Origin of the sequence: Priestia megaterium (genome assembly GCF_041941685.1) — a bacterium.
Classification (GTDB): Bacteria; Bacillota; Bacilli; order Bacillales; family Bacillaceae_H; genus Priestia; species Priestia megaterium_C.
On the sequence record NZ_CP130958.1, the window covers coordinates 3361390 to 3377609 of the forward strand.

The window sequence follows — 16220 nt, forward strand, 5'->3', positions numbered from 1 at the left end:
CAAATAATAACCAAAATAAGGGTTTTAAAAGAGCTTTATAGCTCATTTATCGCGCAAAAAACCTTATTATTTGATACATCAACTAATAAAGAGTAAAATTTTTCTATAATAAAGATTAAAAGCGAAAGGATGAGTAACATGTTTAAAGACGGTTATGTAAAAGTGAATGATGTAAACCTCCATTACGTGACAAAAGGTGAAGGCGAGCTTATGCTGTTTTTACACGGATTCCCTTACTTTTGGTACACGTGGCACCATCAGTTAGAAGAGTTTTCGAAAGATTATCGCGTGGTAGCTGTAGATATGCGAGGCTATAACTTATCAGATAAGCCAGAAGAAATTTCTTCTTACAGCATGCCCCTTTTAATAGAAGATGCAAAACAGTTAATTGAAGCGTTTGGTGAAAAAGAATGTGTGTTAGTGGCACACGATTGGGGCGGCGCTGTTGCATGGGCATTTGCTTATACATATCCGCAGTATGTCAAAAAGTTAGTGATGTTTGATGCACCGCACCCTTATACATTTATAAGAGAACTTGCTGAAAATCCTGTTCAACGCGAAGCAAGCAGCTATATGAGCTTTTTCCAACAGCCAAATTCTCAAGATGATCTACTCGCAAATAATAGTGAAAAGCTAAGAAATATGCTGACGGAGCCCGGAATTAAAAAAGGCTATTTAACTAAAGAAGAAGAAGCTAAATATGTAGAGGCGTGGAATCAGCCAAATGCAATGAAATCCATGCTTAACTACTATCGTGCGTCTTCCCTTTACCCATTTGAAGAGCGCGTTCATAAACCTGTAGCCCTGCCGCATAAAGTATTTCAATCTCCGACTTTAATTGTATGGGGAAATGCGGACGAAGCGTTTGAAAACAGTAATTTAGATGGCATTGAAGAGTACGTTCCAAATGTAACGATCCACCGCTTAGACGGTGTGGGACATGCACCTCAACATGAGCAGCCAGAAAAAGTGAATGAATTTATGCGAGACTTCTTAAACAAATAAACTAGAAAAAGACTGCAAAGTACAGGATACAGCCCCTTTGCAGTCTTTTTTATAGATCATGAAGCATATTATCAACTATTCATTTCTATTATTAGATTATTTTTCAACGTTTCAACAGGTGTACACCGGGTATAAATTTTACCGTACAGATGCAGTCCCCCAAAGGAACATGTACATTTCTTTCTTACTTACCCTTTTTTGAGCTCTCCTTTTGGAGGGTTCTTTTTTATGGTTTTACTTCTTTCCCATCGGAAGAACAATCTTAATCAATGCTCCTCCCGTCTCTTTATTATCGGCCGTGATGCTTCCTCCGTGGTTTTTCACAATGGAATGAGCAATATAAAGGCCTAGCCCCAAATTTCCGTGACCGCTTGTTCTCGACGCATCTTCTCTGTAAAACTTTTTAAACAGCTGTTCTTTGTTGGATAGTGTAAACCCAGGACCCGTATCATGTATTTCAAAGATTACTTCGTTGTGATGAATCACGGTATTCCAAGCTATCTCCCCTCGTTCAGGCGTATAGCGAATACAGTTTGTGATGACATTATCTAATACTTGAGAAATGCGCTGAGGATCTCCGTAAAATTGGTTTGATGCTTCTGCTTCACTAATCGAAGATATAAATGTAATCTCTTTTTTTGACATAAAAGCTGAAATTCGTTTGCTTTCTCATGAACAAATGTGTTGATATCAATAGGCTCACTCTTTACGGCAAAGCCTGGATTTTCTATGACTGATACTTCTTGCAGCTGATTTAATAGTTGAATAGAACGAAGTGTATTCGTGTAGATCGTATGTAAATATCTATTAAGCCTCTCCGGGTCCTTTTTGCTTCCTTCAACTAAAATTTCGGTGTGACCGTGAATAATTGTAAGAGGCGTGCGTAAATCATGTGCGATCGCAGCCGTCATATCTTTGCGGTCTTCTTCTAGCTGCCACTGTTTAGATAGCGATTGCTTTAATTCTTTTCGCATTTCTTCAAAGGCATGTAAGAGCTGACTTAATTCTTTTGCGTCTTGAGTCACGGACAGCGAAAAATCCAAATTATTATGCTGAATGTTTTTCGCGGCTGTCATCAGCTCGTTAAAGGGCCGTTCAATTTTTTTACTAAATCGTCTTCCAAACAAATAAGCAAACAAGTAAAAGTAAAGAAACGGACTGGCTAGAGATAAAAACGTTACAAGCACAACCATCCATTTAATATTTGGATTAGTAGAAGCCATATTTAATTGATATCTTAGCGCAATGGCCCCGTTTACTTCGTCTTTTGAATTTAAAAGCGGATAAACTTTTATAATATATTTACCTGAATGGATATTTGTATTGACCTGAGAATAAAGATCCCGTTTATTTTTTATGTATGAAGTGGACATGGATCCATACACGATTTGCCCTTCTTTATTTATAATTTGATAATCCATTCCTTCTAGCGGAATAACCGATTCTACTTGTTTTTTAGCAGTTTTAGAAAGAAGAGCATCTTCCTTTTCGTTCACGAACTGGACAATTTCTGGGATTTTCTTTTCATAATAATTCGCCGGATTCAGTGCTCCGGGCATAAAAAACCAGTTCACTGAGATGACAATTCCCCACGTTAAAAGCGTAGCAAACAGGCTATACAGCAAAATCAAATGAAAAGATAAAACAAACTGAGCCTTTAACGTTGCTCGGTGCATCCATTTTTTTATTTTACCCATTTGTAGCCAATGCCCCAAACGGTCGAGATGTAAGATGTTTCGTCATATTTTAATAGTTTTGCTCTAATTTTTTTCACGTGTTCCGTAATCGTAGACGAATCCCCTTCCGCGTCGTAGCCCCAAACTTTTTCATACAGCTGCTCACGTGTAAAAACCTGACCTGGATGAAGAGCGAGGAAATGAATAATCTCGAATTCTCTTGAAGTAAACGGAATCACTTCATTGTTATGTGAAATTTGATAGCCATTTAAATCGATGGTCAACTCTCCAAAGTGAAGCCTGTTATAGGAGTTATTGCTAATCCTCTGTTCTCGGCGCAGATGAGCATAAATGCGGGCTTTTAGTTCTTTCATACTGAAAGGTTTAACTAAATAATCATCTCCACCGACCAATAGTCCTCTTACTCTGTCCTGCTCCGTTTGCTTTGCGCTTAAAAAGATGATGGGGCATGATATGCTTTTTCGGATCAGTTCACAAAGTGCAAAGCCGTCCATGCCTGGCATCATTACATCCAGCACAATTAAATCTGGATTTATCTTTAGCTTTTTTAACGCTTCTTGACCTTCGTAAGCAAACACCACCTCATATCCTTCATCTTGCAGTGCATCTTTCATAAATGAAATAATGTCTTTTTCATCGTCCACTAGTAAAATTGTTTGGTTCATCTTCAGCTCACCCTACCCATTCTTTCTTTTTCCATACGAATAGGTTTATTATAAGGCTAATGATTAAAATTGGAAATAATAGGTTTACTAAAAATTCAGAGTTCGAGCTGCTTAATTCATGGAAAACAGAATCGGTTACGGAGAAAAAGAAGCTTAGTTTATCCGAAACATAAACACTTCCAATTAAAGCACCAATGGTTGCCACGTAAGATAAAATAGAGTTAGGCATTAGGACACTCATAATGCTGGCGATACTAATAATCGCTATAAAGATACAAAAACAAATGCCATAAAATTTTAGCGAATATAGTAACGCCCCTAAAGTCCCTAGCGTATGTCCGCCTAAAAACGTTGTTTCATTCACGTGAGGCATAGCTAGCTTACCAACACACGTGCCCACTACCCAAGTAATACAAAGAATAAGAAAAACTAACAAACATTGAACGGCCCATTTTACAAAAAACAGCTTTACACGATGATGCGGTCGAATCAATACCATGCGAAAAGCTCCGGACGTGTACTCGCCGTTAAAACTATCTGCAACAAACATTGGAATGATAATAAACGTAATAACAAACGACAGCTCTCGAAGAAACAAAGGCGCGGAATTTAAAGAATCAATTTTCACGTCATGGTCTGCATCGAAAAACGAAGTGCCTCCCATTCGAAATAAAAAGAACCAAATAAAAGCAAGTAACCCTGCGTACACGGCTAATACAGCCGCTGTCTTTCTTCGTTTAAACGTTCGCTCTAATTCACTGATAAAAAGTCCTGTCATAATGTCTTCTCTCCTTTTTATAGAAATGATTCTTTTTTTCGAATAGCTACATACGTTAAACCACTAAAGAATAAAATATAAAAACCTAACACGCCGAGATTCCAGCCTACGAACTGCGGTTTTTCTGCCATCATGACTGTGATCCCCTGCCATTGAATCATCGGTACGGATGTAAAAAACAGCTGTCCAAAGAGCTCTTCACTCATCCACTGCTTAAACCCTGTTAATAAAGTCGGGTACGAAAAGGAAATCAGTATAAAAGCAACCCCAACGCCAACAGCCGTAGTGGTCGTTTTGCTGATGACAGAGATAAAAAACAGCACACAGCATGTCGCAACAGTCGTTAAATAGGCATATCCATAAAACGAAAGATTATATAATAGCGCTTCTTTTATGTTGAAAGCATGACTGTGATAAAACACAAAGTAGGTTTGCGGATGTTCAAACATCAGAAAGCCTATCGCATAGCTCATGCAAAAATACGTAATAAAAAACAGTAAATTAAACAGCAGAAGCACCGCGGCTTTCGCTATGATGATTTCTTTAAACGAATACGATCGTATCATGACCATTCGCAGCTGTCCTGACCGATACTCTCCAGTAACAACGAGCGTAATAAAAACTAAGAACATGGCATTAAAAACGGTGAATAAGATTTCAGCTAAGCTCAGTACAGGAAAGTTTCCCGCAAACGTATACTGTGGTAAATCGACTGTGAGTACTCCATTTTCTTTTTGGAGATAGGAAGAAGCGACTAACAGCACCACCGGCACTAATAGAAAGGTAAGCCACGCCACTTTTCTTTTCCAAAGTCTTTCCCACTCCGCTACTAACAGCTCCTTCATTGCGACACCAGCTCTACAAACGCATCTTCAAGATTTTTACCGGATGCTAACTGGTCTAGAGCGCCGTCCCACATTAACTCTCCTTCTCTCATCACGACAATTTGATCACATACTCGCTGTAATTCATCCAGCAAATGACTAGAAATCAAAATCGTTTTGTTATAGTCGCGTTTTAAAGTAAAAAGCAGCTCGCGCAGTTCACGTACGCCCATTGGATCTAAGCCGTTGGCTGGCTCATCCAGTATCAACAAGTCCGGGTCGCCTAAAAGCGCTTGAGCAATGCCAAGCCTTTGCTTCATCCCAAGAGAATACGTTCGAACTTTATCATTTTCTCTGCCGGTTAATCCCACAATATCAAGCACTTCTTTTACTCTTTGTTGCCTTTTTTGTTTTGTCGAAAATGAATGCAATCGAGCTAAATTTGTCAGGTTTTCTTTTCCCGTCATATAAGGAAAAAAGATGGGCGACTCCACAATTGCACCAACGCTTTGCAGCGCTTCTTTTCTTTGTGAAAGAATGGTTTTGTTATTAATAAAAACTTCTCCCCCGGTTGGTTTAATTAACCCCGTCAATAAACGAATTAAGGTCGTTTTACCAGCACCGTTAGGTCCTAACAGTCCACATATTTCCCCTTCGTTAATTTGAAACGATACTTCTTTTACTAAGTGGCGACGCCTTACTTTTTTTGAAACGCTCTTTACCTCTAAAATAATATTTTTCATATTAAATCCCCCCTACACGTAGTATAGGAGGGAATTATAAAGAATTTATAAAGTTTATCAAAATTATCGTACAGGTTTTTTAACTACGATATAGGATACCACTGCGAATAAAAGCAAAAATACAGATAAAAACAAATAGCCAGTGCCTTCAAAGCCTCTTACCTCTACATAGCCAATATAAAAAAGAACAGCGGCAGCCATAACGGTTAGCATTGAAGGAATCATTCTAACGACTTTGTTCCACTTCATCTTTCTGAACAGCCAGGTTACAAGGAGTAAAAGCACACCTGGCAGCAATGCAATAAGTAAAGGACCGCCTATCATCATAATTTATCAACCTTTCAAGATATCTGTTATTGATGAGTAGATGTAGAAAAATATTTAAGTATTGTGTTTAATTTAGTTTTTTATTCCCTTTCCCATAAATCACAACTTTGTAAGAATCACCTTTCACTTTATTTTTCATTTCTTTTGTTTCAAGAAATTCAGCGATAATTTCTTCAAGTTCACTCGCAAATTTCCTGTGACCTTCGGAAATGCCTAATGAAGTGTAGATAAGCACTTGTGGTTCAGGGTGAACAGAATAGCCCACCATCTTTACATGATACTTTTCTTTCCCTAATAAATCTTCTCCCACATCTGTAACAATATTTCCCCATCGATTATCTTGATCACGTTTCTTAAGATTTATTTTCTTTATTTTTATTGAAGCATTCTCTGCTTTATTTTCAGCCAGAACAGCATGAATGAGGGCTTTTATTTCTTCTACTCTCTTTTCTGTATTAGGAATTTCCAGCTCTACTCTTGGCGGAGAATTAAAACTAACGTTAGCTATTAAAAAGTCATAATGATGCTTCTCTAATTCTGTAGAAATATCAGTTTGAATCTTTTCAATTTTTTTCTCTTGTGCATTCGGTTCCGTATAGACATACGGCTCCATTCTTTCAATTTTAAAAGTATAGGCATCATAATTCCTGTTGGATAAGATTTCAGTTGCAATCTCAGTGATATCTCCTCGTACCTTATTAAAATACTTCTCTGATCCTTCTACTGATACAACTAATTCTTTTTTTTCCTCCATAATAGGTCTGCCCCACGCTAGCCGTTTTATATCCCTTTTTTTCAAGTTCTTGATACAATACATCGGATACAGGCTTTTGCTTAAAAAGCTGTCCTACATAAGGGATTTTAGCAGCCACTTGGGCCATTGCTGGAGAAACAAAAGCTGAACTAATGAATGCACCGCTCAAAAGAAAGAGGGCAATACCACAATATACAATATTTCTTACAAGACGATTTTGTTTTATAGAAAATAGGTTTCTTTTAGACTTTACAGGTGGTGAAGATTCTAATTGATTAATTGTTTCTAAAAGCCTTTGTTTATGTTTTTGCTTCCTCGTTGGTTTCCAAATCAATCCCTCGTTCAATTTTTCTAGCGAATTGTCATCTATATAAGAATTAAACGGTTTCTTCATATACGTATCCATCCTTTACTAACTTCTTTTTTAAAGCAGGAATTGCCCTGAACTGCGCTGATTTTACTTTACTTTCAGACCAGCCTAAAATAGTCGCTGTATCTTTAACGGAAAAACCTTGAACTTTGCGCAGTAAAATAACTTTACGATGTGAATCTTTGAGCTTTCCTAGCGCTTGATATAGTTCTAGGGAAGTTTCTTTAAGCTCAATCATTTCTTGAGGTAAACGAGCATGATCCTTTTTCGAAAGAAGAAAGTCTTTTAAAAGACTAGTAGGCTTTTGTTTTCGAAAATAATCAATCGTTACATTATGGGCAATACGAAATAACCACGTCTTTTCACTAGCGTTTTGCTGAAATAAATCATAGGAAAGATAAGCTTTTACAAATGTTTCATGGGTCAAATCTTCAGCTTGCTGATAATCTTTTACGAGCATCAAAATAAATTTTAATAAGGCGTCACTATGTTCGTCATACCAACGCTCAATCTCTGCTTTTTTCGCATTTTCCAATGTTCTGACCATCCTTTTAACTAATATTCGTTACTTAGACGTAATCTAGAAAAAAAAGTTGTGGTTTTTATTTACAAAAATAAAAAAGCTCTCCTAATTAAGAAAGCTTTTACTATCACAATCCATGAAATTTTTAGTTAACCAAAGACTTACGGCTCGGAAATTCCATTTGCAATTGCTAATAAAAAAATTAAACCAGAAAGCAATACAAAAAAGATACTGTTTGCGATAATGCTAAACCACACAACGCTCGGTTTTTTCGTTCGGACTCCTAAAACTAATGCCACAATAAAGCCAACGTCTATCGCGAAAAACAACCACAGCGGAATAGTCAAGTCACCGGTTTCACTTGGGAAAATTGAATTTTGTGGAAACAGCCAATTTGCAAAAAATACAACAAACGCAGCCGCCATCAAAATAACTGTTAGTAAAATCGGCTTATTTTCCCTTGGAATACTCATTTCAAATACCTCCTAACCAAAGAAAATAATACCATATATTACTAAGTTAAAATAGTTAGCTTACAAAGTCTTAAAATCAAAAAGAAAAAAGGACATAGATTTTTATTAACGGGTTCTTTTCTGAGGTGCAAAATTTAATTTCATAATGCATTTTTAGCGTGACTTCACACATGAATTCACGTTTTTTATTTGCTTGGTATTACTTCTATATTTGCTATTTTCCCTTAAATTCAAGCAGGAATTCGCATAAAAATTCTCCAATATGGAAATAATTATTTGAATTTAACCGTGAATTATTTAGTGAGTTTTAAGGATATTATTTATTTTAAGTAGGTTCTGATATCTTTCGTTGTTGATTTACTTTATTAAAGTGTTTGGAAGTTTTGTTGAACAAGTTGTAAATTTAACATTTTAAAGTAAGAGCATTTCTTTGTAATGAGAAATGCTTTTTATTTTGTTTAAAATTAAAAGGATATTTCAATAATAACAATAATATTATAATAAAAAACGATAATATTTTATTGTAAAACGATAAATCATATGTTAAATTTGTATTATTATTAAATAAGTGAGGTGTTTTTATGAATGTTAAACGAGGTTCTACCACTTTCTTAAAGGTAATAATTTTTCTGATTGGAATTGCAGTGCTTGCCGCATGTATATTTTTGTTGCCTGAAGCAGCCAGAAGAGATGCTGTAGAGCGTCCTGGTGATTATTCGCTATATCCACTTTTGGTATGTACATATGGAATATGTATCACATTTTCTTTGGCGTTGTATCAAACTTTTAAACTTTTAACCTATATCGAAAAGAATAATGCTTTTTCTGAGTTATCTCTTCAATCTTTGAAGGTAATAAAAAAATGCACTTTTACTGTCATTTTCTTTGTTTTGTTAGCAATAGTTTATTTAAGGGTGCATGCTCAATTCACTGGTGATGATGCAGCAGGTCCAATATCTCTAGGTCTAATGGGCATCTTGGCAACAAGTATCATCGCAGCCATTGTGGACGTGTTTCAAAAACCTATAAAGAATGTCATGGATTCACTGCCAAAAAACAATTAACATTTCAAAATATAGGAGAGGTGTTTTTTATGAAAATAGCAACCACATTATTTTTGAAGATAGCAGTTATTCTCATTGGAATTCTGGTTCTCACTTTGTGCATATTTCTAGTCCCTGAACTGGCAGATGCCGTAGCAGATTTCTTAGGTATTCATTCCATAAAATATATCATTTTCATTCTTTTATATGGAGGAACATTACCTTTTTACTTCGCCCTTTATCAAGCTGTTAAACTGTTGAGTTATATTGACAAGAACATTGCTTTCTCTGAATTGTCTGTTCGAATTTTAATGAGCATCAAATACTGCGCCATTTCTATCTGTAGTTTGCATGTCTTAGGTTTGCCCGTCTATTATCTCGTGGCAGATAAAGACGATGCCCCAGGTCTCATATTTGTTGGAATGGTCATTCCTTTTGCTTCGTTGGTTATCGCAGTTTTTGCTGCTGTTCTCCAAAGGCTTTTGCAAGAAGCGATTAACATAAAATCAGAAAATGATTTAACGGTCTGAGGTGGAGGATATGGCAATTATTATTAATATTGATGTGATGTTAGCAAAACGAAAAATGAGCGTGACGGAGCTTTCAGAGAGGGTTGGAATTACTATGGCGAATCTTTCCATCCTGAAAAATGGGAAAGCAAAAGCGGTTCGTTTTTCAACATTAGAAGCGATATGTAAGACTTTGGATTGTCAGCCAGGCGATATTTTGGAGTACAAAAGCGACGAAGACAATCCATAATAAAAGACAGCAAATTTCTTCAACCATGAGGATTAGGTATTGAAATTAAAATGAGTGTAAAAAACATAATCATGATCACTGTCAAAAATGTGCGGAAGCCTGCTTGAAATGCGCGGATGAGTGTAGAAAATTAGCTGCATGATCTTTGGAACATAAGAAAGCTAGAACCCTTGAAGCGCATTTGGGACTGACCCCCTATAGTGAGACAAATAAAAAACACCTTTAAGTTAAAAAACGGGTATATACTACCTAACAATCACTTGGAGGTGTTTTTTCTATGGGGACAAGAGTTAGTTATCCAGCAGAGGTAAAGATAAAAGCTATTGAGATGAGATTAGCTGGTGTACCTGTCAAAGAAGTGCTTTCCCAATTAAATATTCGCAGTTACACCCAATTAAAAAGGTGGATGAGATGGTATAAAAATGGAGAAATGCATCGATTTGAACAGCCTGTAGGCAAGCAATATTCATATGGAAAGGGACCTGGCTTTAAAGACGAAATATCCAAATTGAAAGCAGAAAACCGGTATTTAACACAACAGATTGAGGTCTTAAAAAAGTACAAGGAATTGGAGAGGAAGTGGTCCCAGAAATCGTAGTGAACGTAGTGGAAGAGTTAAAAGATAAGATACCAGTCTATCAAATCTGTCAGTACCTTGATATCCCTCGATCGACTTATTATCGCTGGAGGCAACAGGAACAATCAGAACGGACAAAGAAAAAGAAATGGATGGAACAACAGATTGGTAAGCAGTGTCGTAAACACAAGTTCCGATATGGCTATCGAAAAATTACAGCATTACTCAATCGAACGATGAAGATTAACCATAAATTTGTACAACGTGTCATGCAGAAATACGGTTGGCAATGTCGCGTAAAACGAAAAAAACGAAAGCAAACAGGGCAACCTTATCAGGTTGCAGAGAATGTATTAAATCGTGAGTTTCAAGCTGATCGTCCTCTTCAGAAATTAGTAACTGATATAACCTACTTGCCTTTTGGACCTAAACAGTTGTATCTTTCAAGTATTCAAGATTTATTTAATGGGGAAATCATTGCGTATTCGATTGGTGATTATCAAAACGTAGAATTTGTCTTAGATACGTTAAGCCAACTTCCTTCTTTACCTAAAGGATGTACGTTGCATAGTGACCAAGGCTCTGTGTACACATCGCATCTCTATCAACAAAAAATCAAAGAAAGAGGCATTACTATGAGTATGTCCCGTAAAGGGACACCCGCAGATAATGCCTCCATTGAATCGTTTCATTCCTCGCTAAAGTCTGAAACGTTCTACCTCGACGAGTTAACATATACGACGACCACCATCGTCGAACAAATCGTCGAAAACTATATTACCTATTACAACAATGCCCGTATTCAAACGAAACTAAACAACCAGTCACCAGTACAATACCGGCAAATGGTTGTTTAAAAGGTGCTTTGATTCCTGTCTCACAAACAGGGTGCAGTCCCTTTCAGGCATTAAGGGTTCTTTTTAATGTACTGGAAAAGAGAAGACATCACGCCACCTCAAGACAGAATCTATAGACTCCCTAAAAAATGAATAAACTTTTCAAGACTTTGAGAGCGCTGCTTCCCTTTCTTTACTACAAAATCAATATGAACGTCTTCTGAAAGCTCTTGATATTCAATGCTTTTCATATCACCACGAGAATTTACTACGCTAGCCGGGACTACACTCATTCCAAGTCCATCACGGACGCCTTGTAAAATAGCTTCTAATGAATCAAATTCCATAATATTGGCTTTATGTATATGATGTTCTTTTGAAAACTCTAATAGTCTGTTTCTATAGATGCAGTTTACATCACTATTGATGAGTAACGTTGGTTGGTCTTTTTCTTCTCTAGCTTCATATAGAGGTGAGATAAGCACCATTTTTTCTGCATAGTGATAAACTGTTTCAAACAGAGCCTCATTATAGGTACCGCTAAGAAAAAGTCCATCAATTTCCCCGTACGAAAGCATTTCTTGCAAAACTTGTTTTCTATCTGTTTTTATTTTAACTTCAATATTTTGATGTTCTTTCAGAAAAGATGAGAATAAAGAAGGAATTTTAATAGCAGAAACCGTCTGCGAAGCACCGATGATTAAAGATTTTCTAAACTTGTTAGGATTAACTTCTGCTTTAGCTTCCTCCATTAAACGTAAAATACGCTGGGCGTAGTCAAACAAAGCTTCCCCTTCGTTTGTTAACGTAACTCCTCGATTCGTACGTATCAATAATTTGGTGTCTAATTCTTCCTCTAGATTTTTAATCCGCTGGCTGATATGCGGCTGCACATATCCTAATACCTCCGCAGCTTTTGATAGTGACTTCGCTTCTGCCACACATTTGAAAATTCGTAAGTCTTGGCTTTCCAATCTCAATTCCTCCGTTGATATCATTTTAAATGATACCTCTCTTAGTATTACCTATTATATCCTTTTTCCCATCGAAGATATAATAAAAGATGTTAAGAGAAAGGAAGGTTTATAGAAATGAACAATTTTAAAAATAAAGTATTTATTATTACGGGCGGCGGCACTGGTATAGGCAAAGCAACGGCTTTAAAGTTAGCTGACATGGGCGCGAAACTTGTTATAAATTACAGCAACTCAGAAAAAGAAGCCAAAAAAGTTGTGGAGGAGATTGCTGAAAAAGGAGGAATTGCGTTTGCTTTTAAAGCGAATGTAGCCAGTGAGCATGAAGTTAATAATATGATTGATCAAACCATTGCACAATTCGGACGGTTAGATGGTTTAGTGAATAATGCTAGTATTACAGCTCAAATCCACATGAATGACTTAGAGTCTGTAACTGATGACGTATGGGACGCCTTATATGATGTAAACGTAAAAGGCATGTTTCACTGTGTAAAAGCAGCCGTTCCAAATATGAAAAAGCAAAAGTCAGGGGCGATTGTTAATGTAGGAAGTGTTGCGGGTACAACTGGAATCGGGTCATCTATTCCCTATGCAGCGACAAAAGCAGCGATTCATACGATGACTAAGTCGTTAGCCATTGCACTCGCACCACATATTCGAGTAAACTGCATCTCTCCTGGTGCAGTCGACACAAGATGGTGGGCTGGCAACGAAGATAAAATGTATCAGCTTGCAGGAAATTTACCTCTTAAGCGCATTTCTTCTCCAGAAGATATCGCAGATGCCATCTTGTTTCAGTTAAAGCAAGAGTCTGTAACGGGCCAAGTGTTTACGATTGATAACGGGCAAACTCTTTAAACATACGTGAATATTCCTAAAAAACAAACCCCACTACTAGCAAGAAATAGTAGTGGGGTTCTAACAAGGCTACTGATTCAACCTCTCTTTCCCCAGTGAAAACCCTTCAAACAGCCGGCCTCCATATGGTGCTAACACTTTATCAACTAGTTGAATCACTTTATCTTTACTCCCTGTTTTATAAAAGATTTCGAATGCCTCCACAAACTCTTTACTAAAGCTTTTATTGTAATTATTCAAAGACCGTACAATCCATTTAGAATCACCGATCCAATGACCGTTTGTTCTTAAAACAAATTCGTGCGTTATGTAAGCGAGCGTATTGGCAATAAAAAATGTTTAAAAATGAATTGTGTAGCTTCTTGCAGCGGTTCTAACCTTTTTAGCTCTTTCATCGTATTCCTGCAGAAAATGATATATATTGTTTTTCTGGTTAGAACGTGGAAATTCCTTTAAATTAAAAGCTAAGCGTTTGTTTTAATGCCTCAACTGAAGTTCGAAACCCTGCTTCAACTGACATCGTTAAATCTTCCATTTCTAAAGAAACTTCTTCATCATAGCCCATCATCTTAACAACGGAGAAAAACTCTTTCCACCACTGTAAATCTTGACCACAGCCTACGGCCACGTAATTCCAGGCTCTATTTGCTACATCCGTCACTTCTTTTGTTTCCATCACTCCGTTCACTCCTGATAGATGTCTTTCAAGGCGCACGTCTTTTCCATGAACATGGTGAATGGCTGCTCCTAGTTCTCTAGCTGACAAAATAGGATCTGCGCCCATCCAGATCAAGTGGCTTGGGTCTAAATTTAATCCTACAATAGGCCCCACCGCATCACGAAGTTTAAATAACGTTTCAGGGTTATAGACTAGTTGAGAGCTGAAGTTTTCAAGGGCGATTTTTTCGATACCGCAGGCTTCAGCTTTCTTAACGAGTTCTTTCCAGTAGGGGATGGCTACTTCATTCCACTGATAATCTAAGATATCTTTTAACACTGGAGGCCAGCTCACCGTATACGTAATCCAGTTTGGAATCTTGTCTTCAGGACTTCCAGCTGGTAATCCGCTCATCACGATCACTTTCTTTACACCTAATAATTTCGCAAGTTCAAATGTTTTATCCGTCACTTCTCGATGTTCTTTCCCTAGTTCACCTGGATCTAAAGGATTTCCAGAACAGTTTAACGCACAAAGTTTAATATTACGCTTTTCTAATGCATGTAAAAATTCACTTCTCTTATCATCATTTTCTACTAATTCATTTAGTTTCAAATGTGGTGCCGGCGACCACCCGCCTGTGGTCATTTCGATCGTATTGATTCCCATCTCTGTGATTACATCTAACATTTCTTCAAAAGGCAAATGTCCTAAACTGTCTGTTACATAAGATAATTTCATTGTCTTCTCCTCCTAATAAATTCGTCTGCAGCTTTTAATCTCAACAAGCTAAAAACACTGATTGTAAACGCTTTTATTTAACTTTAATAAAGTATAGCTGTTATTATATAACCTTGGATCTTACTCGTCTTTGTTTTAAAAAGACTGCTTTTTATCTTTTGAGGACATGTTTGAATCCTCATTAATTTTATTCCATAAAAATAACTCTCCTCTACTTGTAATACACAACATTAGGTAGAGAAGAGTTGACTAATCTTTATATGCAGTTGTTTTTAATTTGGTATATAGAGTACGAAAACGCCCTGGTGAACTGCGCATCGAAGCAGTAAAAACACGCGTAAAGTAGTGAACGTCCGGAAACCCCGTTTCTTGAGCAATATCTCTAATCGATAAATCAGTTGTTTTAAGCAGTATTGCAGCTCTTTGAATTCTTTCATTTTGTACATATTCCGAGTAGCTGACACCTAATTCAGTTTTAAATAGACGAGACAGATGCCGGCTAGATAGATGTAAATGAGTCGCTGTATCCGTAAGTTTAATAGAATTAGATAAATTATCTTTAATATATAATTTTGCAAGATTAAGGGTTAAAGAAGATGTCTTTTGAACAGCTTTCCGATGATGGTAATTTAAAGGAAAAACAAAAGTATTTATGAGCGAAAGTATAAGAGAATGAGCTAAATTTGTCAGTATTTCTTCAAAAAAGGTATCTTCACTTTTTGTTGCATGGTTCAAAAGAGACTTCCAAATTAACGGAGCAGTTCCATCCTCTTTTACATCTATCACTACTTCAGAACACCGTTTAGCTTCTTCTATTAGTGTGATCCACTTTTCAGTTGATTCTGATTCAACCAGTTCAAAGCCTACATACAAGAGAAAAAGCCCAGTATCGCTTTTTATGTGGTGTAATACCCCGGGCCTTGAAAGGAATATTGTATTTTCTTTTACCGGATAGGGACGCCCGTCGTCTATATAAGTTCCTTTCCCTTCAAGCACGTAACACACTTCAAAGAAAGAATGCTTATGAGTGACATTATCATAGTGCTTGGGCATAACTCCCCAGTAGTGAACATGAAAAGACACTCCATTGCCTTGTGTACGATGGACACGTTCATTTAAAGAAATTTTCCCTGCGATAAGATTAGCTGTCACATACTCCACCTCCTTCTTATCTGAAGGAACCTGTAATTTATAAGAAATTTCAGAATTCAACTCCCGTTAAAATGTGACCATGATTGATGACAATGACCAGCCGTTTTATGTCTGACAGGTTAACTAGTTACAGAAGAAGGTGTTATTTCCTTAATTGTTTTGACGATAAACACAGGGACAGGCAGAAGGCTGAGTTTTCCTAATGAAGTAATGATGCGAATATACTTCACTTCACCTTCCACATCAATTTCATCTCCGATATTCCAGCATTCCATTGATTTTTGACTAAGAACAGGAAGGATTTTCAGCACATCGCCATCAAAGGAGATGTTATCTTTCACCTCTAAAAAAGAAAGGCGATCCATCCTTTTATAGTGATGCTTTGGATATGTTCTTTTTTTGAATACTGTTCCCTTAATCCTCACTAAAGTCACCTTCTCTTTTTTATCAGATTATTCCT

At 36.8% G+C, this 16220-nt stretch carries 21 protein-coding genes and 2 pseudogenes; 7 read left to right on the top strand and 16 right to left on the bottom strand.

Annotated features, from left to right (window positions below; all coding sequences use genetic code 11):
* The first annotated feature begins 138 nt into the window (after positions 1–138).
* Entirely contained in the window at positions 139–1005 is an 867-nt protein-coding gene (locus Q5794_RS17720) for an alpha/beta fold hydrolase (RefSeq protein WP_374988235.1), read from the top strand.
* 234 nt (positions 1006–1239) lie between these two features.
* Here Q5794_RS17720 and Q5794_RS17725 read toward each other — a convergent pair whose 3' ends face one another.
* The 11 genes from Q5794_RS17725 to Q5794_RS17775 all read right to left on the bottom strand — a co-directional run bounded on the left by Q5794_RS17725 (position 1240) and on the right by Q5794_RS17775 (position 8159).
* On the bottom strand, positions 1240–1650 hold the full coding sequence (locus Q5794_RS17725) for a sensor histidine kinase (protein WP_374988236.1): 411 nt from the start codon (positions 1648–1650) through the stop codon (positions 1240–1242).
* Entirely contained in the window at positions 1554–2702 is a 1149-nt protein-coding gene (locus Q5794_RS17730; RefSeq protein ID WP_374988237.1) for a histidine kinase dimerization/phospho-acceptor domain-containing protein, read from the bottom strand. The genes Q5794_RS17725 and Q5794_RS17730 overlap by 97 nt, the downstream gene beginning before the upstream one ends.
* Positions 2690–3367 carry a response regulator transcription factor gene (locus Q5794_RS17735; protein WP_214987416.1) on the bottom strand — a complete coding sequence of 226 codons (678 nt, stop codon included), beginning with the start codon at positions 3365–3367 and terminating at the stop codon, positions 2690–2692. The genes Q5794_RS17730 and Q5794_RS17735 overlap by 13 nt, the downstream gene beginning before the upstream one ends.
* A gap of 7 nt (positions 3368–3374) precedes the next feature.
* Positions 3375–4145 (bottom strand): ABC transporter permease, encoded by a 771-nt coding sequence (locus Q5794_RS17740; RefSeq protein WP_057234730.1) that lies wholly within the window; start codon positions 4143–4145, stop codon positions 3375–3377.
* A 17-nt stretch (positions 4146–4162) separates the two neighbouring features.
* Entirely contained in the window at positions 4163–4990 is an 828-nt protein-coding gene (locus Q5794_RS17745) for an ABC transporter permease (protein WP_214987417.1), read from the bottom strand.
* On the bottom strand, positions 4987–5712 hold the full coding sequence (locus Q5794_RS17750; RefSeq protein WP_328245299.1) for an ATP-binding cassette domain-containing protein: 726 nt from the start codon (positions 5710–5712) through the stop codon (positions 4987–4989). The genes Q5794_RS17745 and Q5794_RS17750 overlap by 4 nt, the downstream gene beginning before the upstream one ends.
* A gap of 63 nt (positions 5713–5775) precedes the next feature.
* A complete protein-coding gene (locus Q5794_RS17755) occupies positions 5776–6039 on the bottom strand; it encodes a YesK family protein (protein ID WP_214987419.1) in 264 nt (87 codons plus the stop codon).
* 67 nt (positions 6040–6106) lie between these two features.
* Complete coding sequence (locus tag Q5794_RS17760) at positions 6107–6793, bottom strand: DUF4030 domain-containing protein (protein ID WP_374988238.1); 687 nt, start codon at positions 6791–6793, stop codon at positions 6107–6109.
* On the bottom strand, positions 6738–7187 hold the full coding sequence (locus Q5794_RS17765; RefSeq protein WP_374988239.1) for a hypothetical protein: 450 nt from the start codon (positions 7185–7187) through the stop codon (positions 6738–6740). Before Q5794_RS17765 ends, Q5794_RS17760 begins: the two co-directional genes overlap by 56 nt.
* Entirely contained in the window at positions 7171–7698 is a 528-nt protein-coding gene (locus Q5794_RS17770) for an RNA polymerase sigma factor (RefSeq protein WP_374988240.1), read from the bottom strand. Before Q5794_RS17770 ends, Q5794_RS17765 begins: the two co-directional genes overlap by 17 nt.
* Positions 7699–7847: 149 nt before the next feature.
* Positions 7848–8159, bottom strand: a complete 312-nt coding sequence (locus Q5794_RS17775; RefSeq protein WP_214987422.1) for a hypothetical protein — start codon at positions 8157–8159, stop codon at positions 7848–7850.
* Positions 8160–8740: 581 nt separating this feature from the next.
* Here Q5794_RS17775 and Q5794_RS17780 point away from each other — a divergent pair.
* The 5 genes and pseudogenes from Q5794_RS17780 (at position 8741) to Q5794_RS17800 (ending at position 11395) form a co-directional block, all read left to right on the top strand.
* Positions 8741–9223: a DUF2975 domain-containing protein gene (locus Q5794_RS17780; protein ID WP_268576799.1), complete on the top strand. Its 483-nt coding sequence runs from the start codon at positions 8741–8743 to the stop codon at positions 9221–9223.
* A 29-nt stretch (positions 9224–9252) separates the two neighbouring features.
* Positions 9253–9732: a DUF2975 domain-containing protein gene (locus tag Q5794_RS17785; protein WP_116075195.1), complete on the top strand. Its 480-nt coding sequence runs from the start codon at positions 9253–9255 to the stop codon at positions 9730–9732.
* 10 nt (positions 9733–9742) lie between these two features.
* Entirely contained in the window at positions 9743–9961 is a 219-nt protein-coding gene (locus tag Q5794_RS17790; RefSeq protein ID WP_214987424.1) for a helix-turn-helix transcriptional regulator, read from the top strand.
* Between the two features lie 49 nt (positions 9962–10010).
* A pseudogene (locus tag Q5794_RS17795) lies at positions 10011–10103 on the top strand (four-helix bundle copper-binding protein); the annotation flags it as partial.
* Between the two features lie 135 nt (positions 10104–10238).
* Positions 10239–11395, top strand: a protein-coding gene (locus tag Q5794_RS17800) for an IS3 family transposase (RefSeq protein ID WP_374988241.1) whose coding sequence is annotated in 2 segments (ribosomal slippage) — positions 10239–10509 and positions 10509–11395 — 1158 coding nt in all. Because the reading frame shifts where the segments join, the coding sequence is not laid out codon by codon here.
* A gap of 110 nt (positions 11396–11505) precedes the next feature.
* On the opposite strand, the gene Q5794_RS17805 is transcribed toward Q5794_RS17800, so the two are convergent.
* Positions 11506–12348: a LysR family transcriptional regulator gene (locus Q5794_RS17805; RefSeq protein ID WP_214987426.1), complete on the bottom strand. Its 843-nt coding sequence runs from the start codon at positions 12346–12348 to the stop codon at positions 11506–11508.
* A 117-nt stretch (positions 12349–12465) separates the two neighbouring features.
* On the opposite strand from Q5794_RS17805, the gene Q5794_RS17810 reads away from it, so the two are divergent.
* A complete protein-coding gene (locus Q5794_RS17810; protein WP_374988242.1) occupies positions 12466–13209 on the top strand; it encodes an SDR family NAD(P)-dependent oxidoreductase in 744 nt (247 codons plus the stop codon).
* 69 nt (positions 13210–13278) lie between these two features.
* Here Q5794_RS17810 and Q5794_RS17815 read toward each other — a convergent pair.
* From Q5794_RS17815 to Q5794_RS17830, 4 genes and pseudogenes are all read right to left on the bottom strand, one after another.
* Positions 13279–13548: pseudogene (locus Q5794_RS17815) on the bottom strand (nucleotidyltransferase domain-containing protein); the annotation flags it as partial.
* A gap of 118 nt (positions 13549–13666) precedes the next feature.
* Complete coding sequence (locus Q5794_RS17820) at positions 13667–14608, bottom strand: sugar phosphate isomerase/epimerase family protein (protein WP_374988243.1); 942 nt, start codon at positions 14606–14608, stop codon at positions 13667–13669.
* Positions 14609–14857: 249 nt separating this feature from the next.
* Entirely contained in the window at positions 14858–15760 is a 903-nt protein-coding gene (locus Q5794_RS17825) for an AraC family transcriptional regulator (RefSeq protein ID WP_216888284.1), read from the bottom strand.
* 119 nt (positions 15761–15879) lie between these two features.
* Positions 15880–16185 (bottom strand): hypothetical protein, encoded by a 306-nt coding sequence (locus tag Q5794_RS17830; RefSeq protein WP_374988244.1) that lies wholly within the window; start codon positions 16183–16185, stop codon positions 15880–15882.
* Positions 16186–16220 lie beyond the last annotated feature (35 nt).

What these genes read in the sequence shown, in the direction of transcription:
- Q5794_RS17810 (WP_374988242.1), top strand. Translation starts at nt 12,466, where the DNA reads ATGAACAATTTTAAAAATAAAGTATTTATTATTACGGGCGGCGGCACT.
- Q5794_RS17780 (WP_268576799.1), top strand. Translation starts at nt 8,741, where the DNA reads ATGAATGTTAAACGAGGTTCTACCACTTTCTTAAAGGTAATAATTTTT.
- Q5794_RS17785 (WP_116075195.1), top strand. Translation starts at nt 9,253, where the DNA reads ATGAAAATAGCAACCACATTATTTTTGAAGATAGCAGTTATTCTCATT.
- Q5794_RS17725 (WP_374988236.1), bottom strand. Translation starts at nt 1,650, where the DNA reads ATGTCAAAAAAAGAGATTACATTTATATCTTCGATTAGTGAAGCAGAA.
- Q5794_RS17755 (WP_214987419.1), bottom strand. Translation starts at nt 6,039, where the DNA reads ATGATGATAGGCGGTCCTTTACTTATTGCATTGCTGCCAGGTGTGCTT.
- Q5794_RS17790 (WP_214987424.1), top strand. Translation starts at nt 9,743, where the DNA reads ATGGCAATTATTATTAATATTGATGTGATGTTAGCAAAACGAAAAATG.
- Q5794_RS17820 (WP_374988243.1), bottom strand. Translation starts at nt 14,608, where the DNA reads ATGAAATTATCTTATGTAACAGACAGTTTAGGACATTTGCCTTTTGAA.
- Q5794_RS17720 (WP_374988235.1), top strand. Translation starts at nt 139, where the DNA reads ATGTTTAAAGACGGTTATGTAAAAGTGAATGATGTAAACCTCCATTAC.
- Q5794_RS17730 (WP_374988237.1), bottom strand. Translation starts at nt 2,702, where the DNA reads ATGGGTAAAATAAAAAAATGGATGCACCGAGCAACGTTAAAGGCTCAG.
- Q5794_RS17775 (WP_214987422.1), bottom strand. Translation starts at nt 8,159, where the DNA reads ATGAGTATTCCAAGGGAAAATAAGCCGATTTTACTAACAGTTATTTTG.
- Q5794_RS17765 (WP_374988239.1), bottom strand. Translation starts at nt 7,187, where the DNA reads ATGAAGAAACCGTTTAATTCTTATATAGATGACAATTCGCTAGAAAAA.
- Q5794_RS17735 (WP_214987416.1), bottom strand. Translation starts at nt 3,367, where the DNA reads ATGAACCAAACAATTTTACTAGTGGACGATGAAAAAGACATTATTTCA.
- Q5794_RS17740 (WP_057234730.1), bottom strand. Translation starts at nt 4,145, where the DNA reads ATGACAGGACTTTTTATCAGTGAATTAGAGCGAACGTTTAAACGAAGA.
- Q5794_RS17745 (WP_214987417.1), bottom strand. Translation starts at nt 4,990, where the DNA reads ATGAAGGAGCTGTTAGTAGCGGAGTGGGAAAGACTTTGGAAAAGAAAA.
- Q5794_RS17750 (WP_328245299.1), bottom strand. Translation starts at nt 5,712, where the DNA reads ATGAAAAATATTATTTTAGAGGTAAAGAGCGTTTCAAAAAAAGTAAGG.
- Q5794_RS17760 (WP_374988238.1), bottom strand. Translation starts at nt 6,793, where the DNA reads ATGGAGGAAAAAAAAGAATTAGTTGTATCAGTAGAAGGATCAGAGAAG.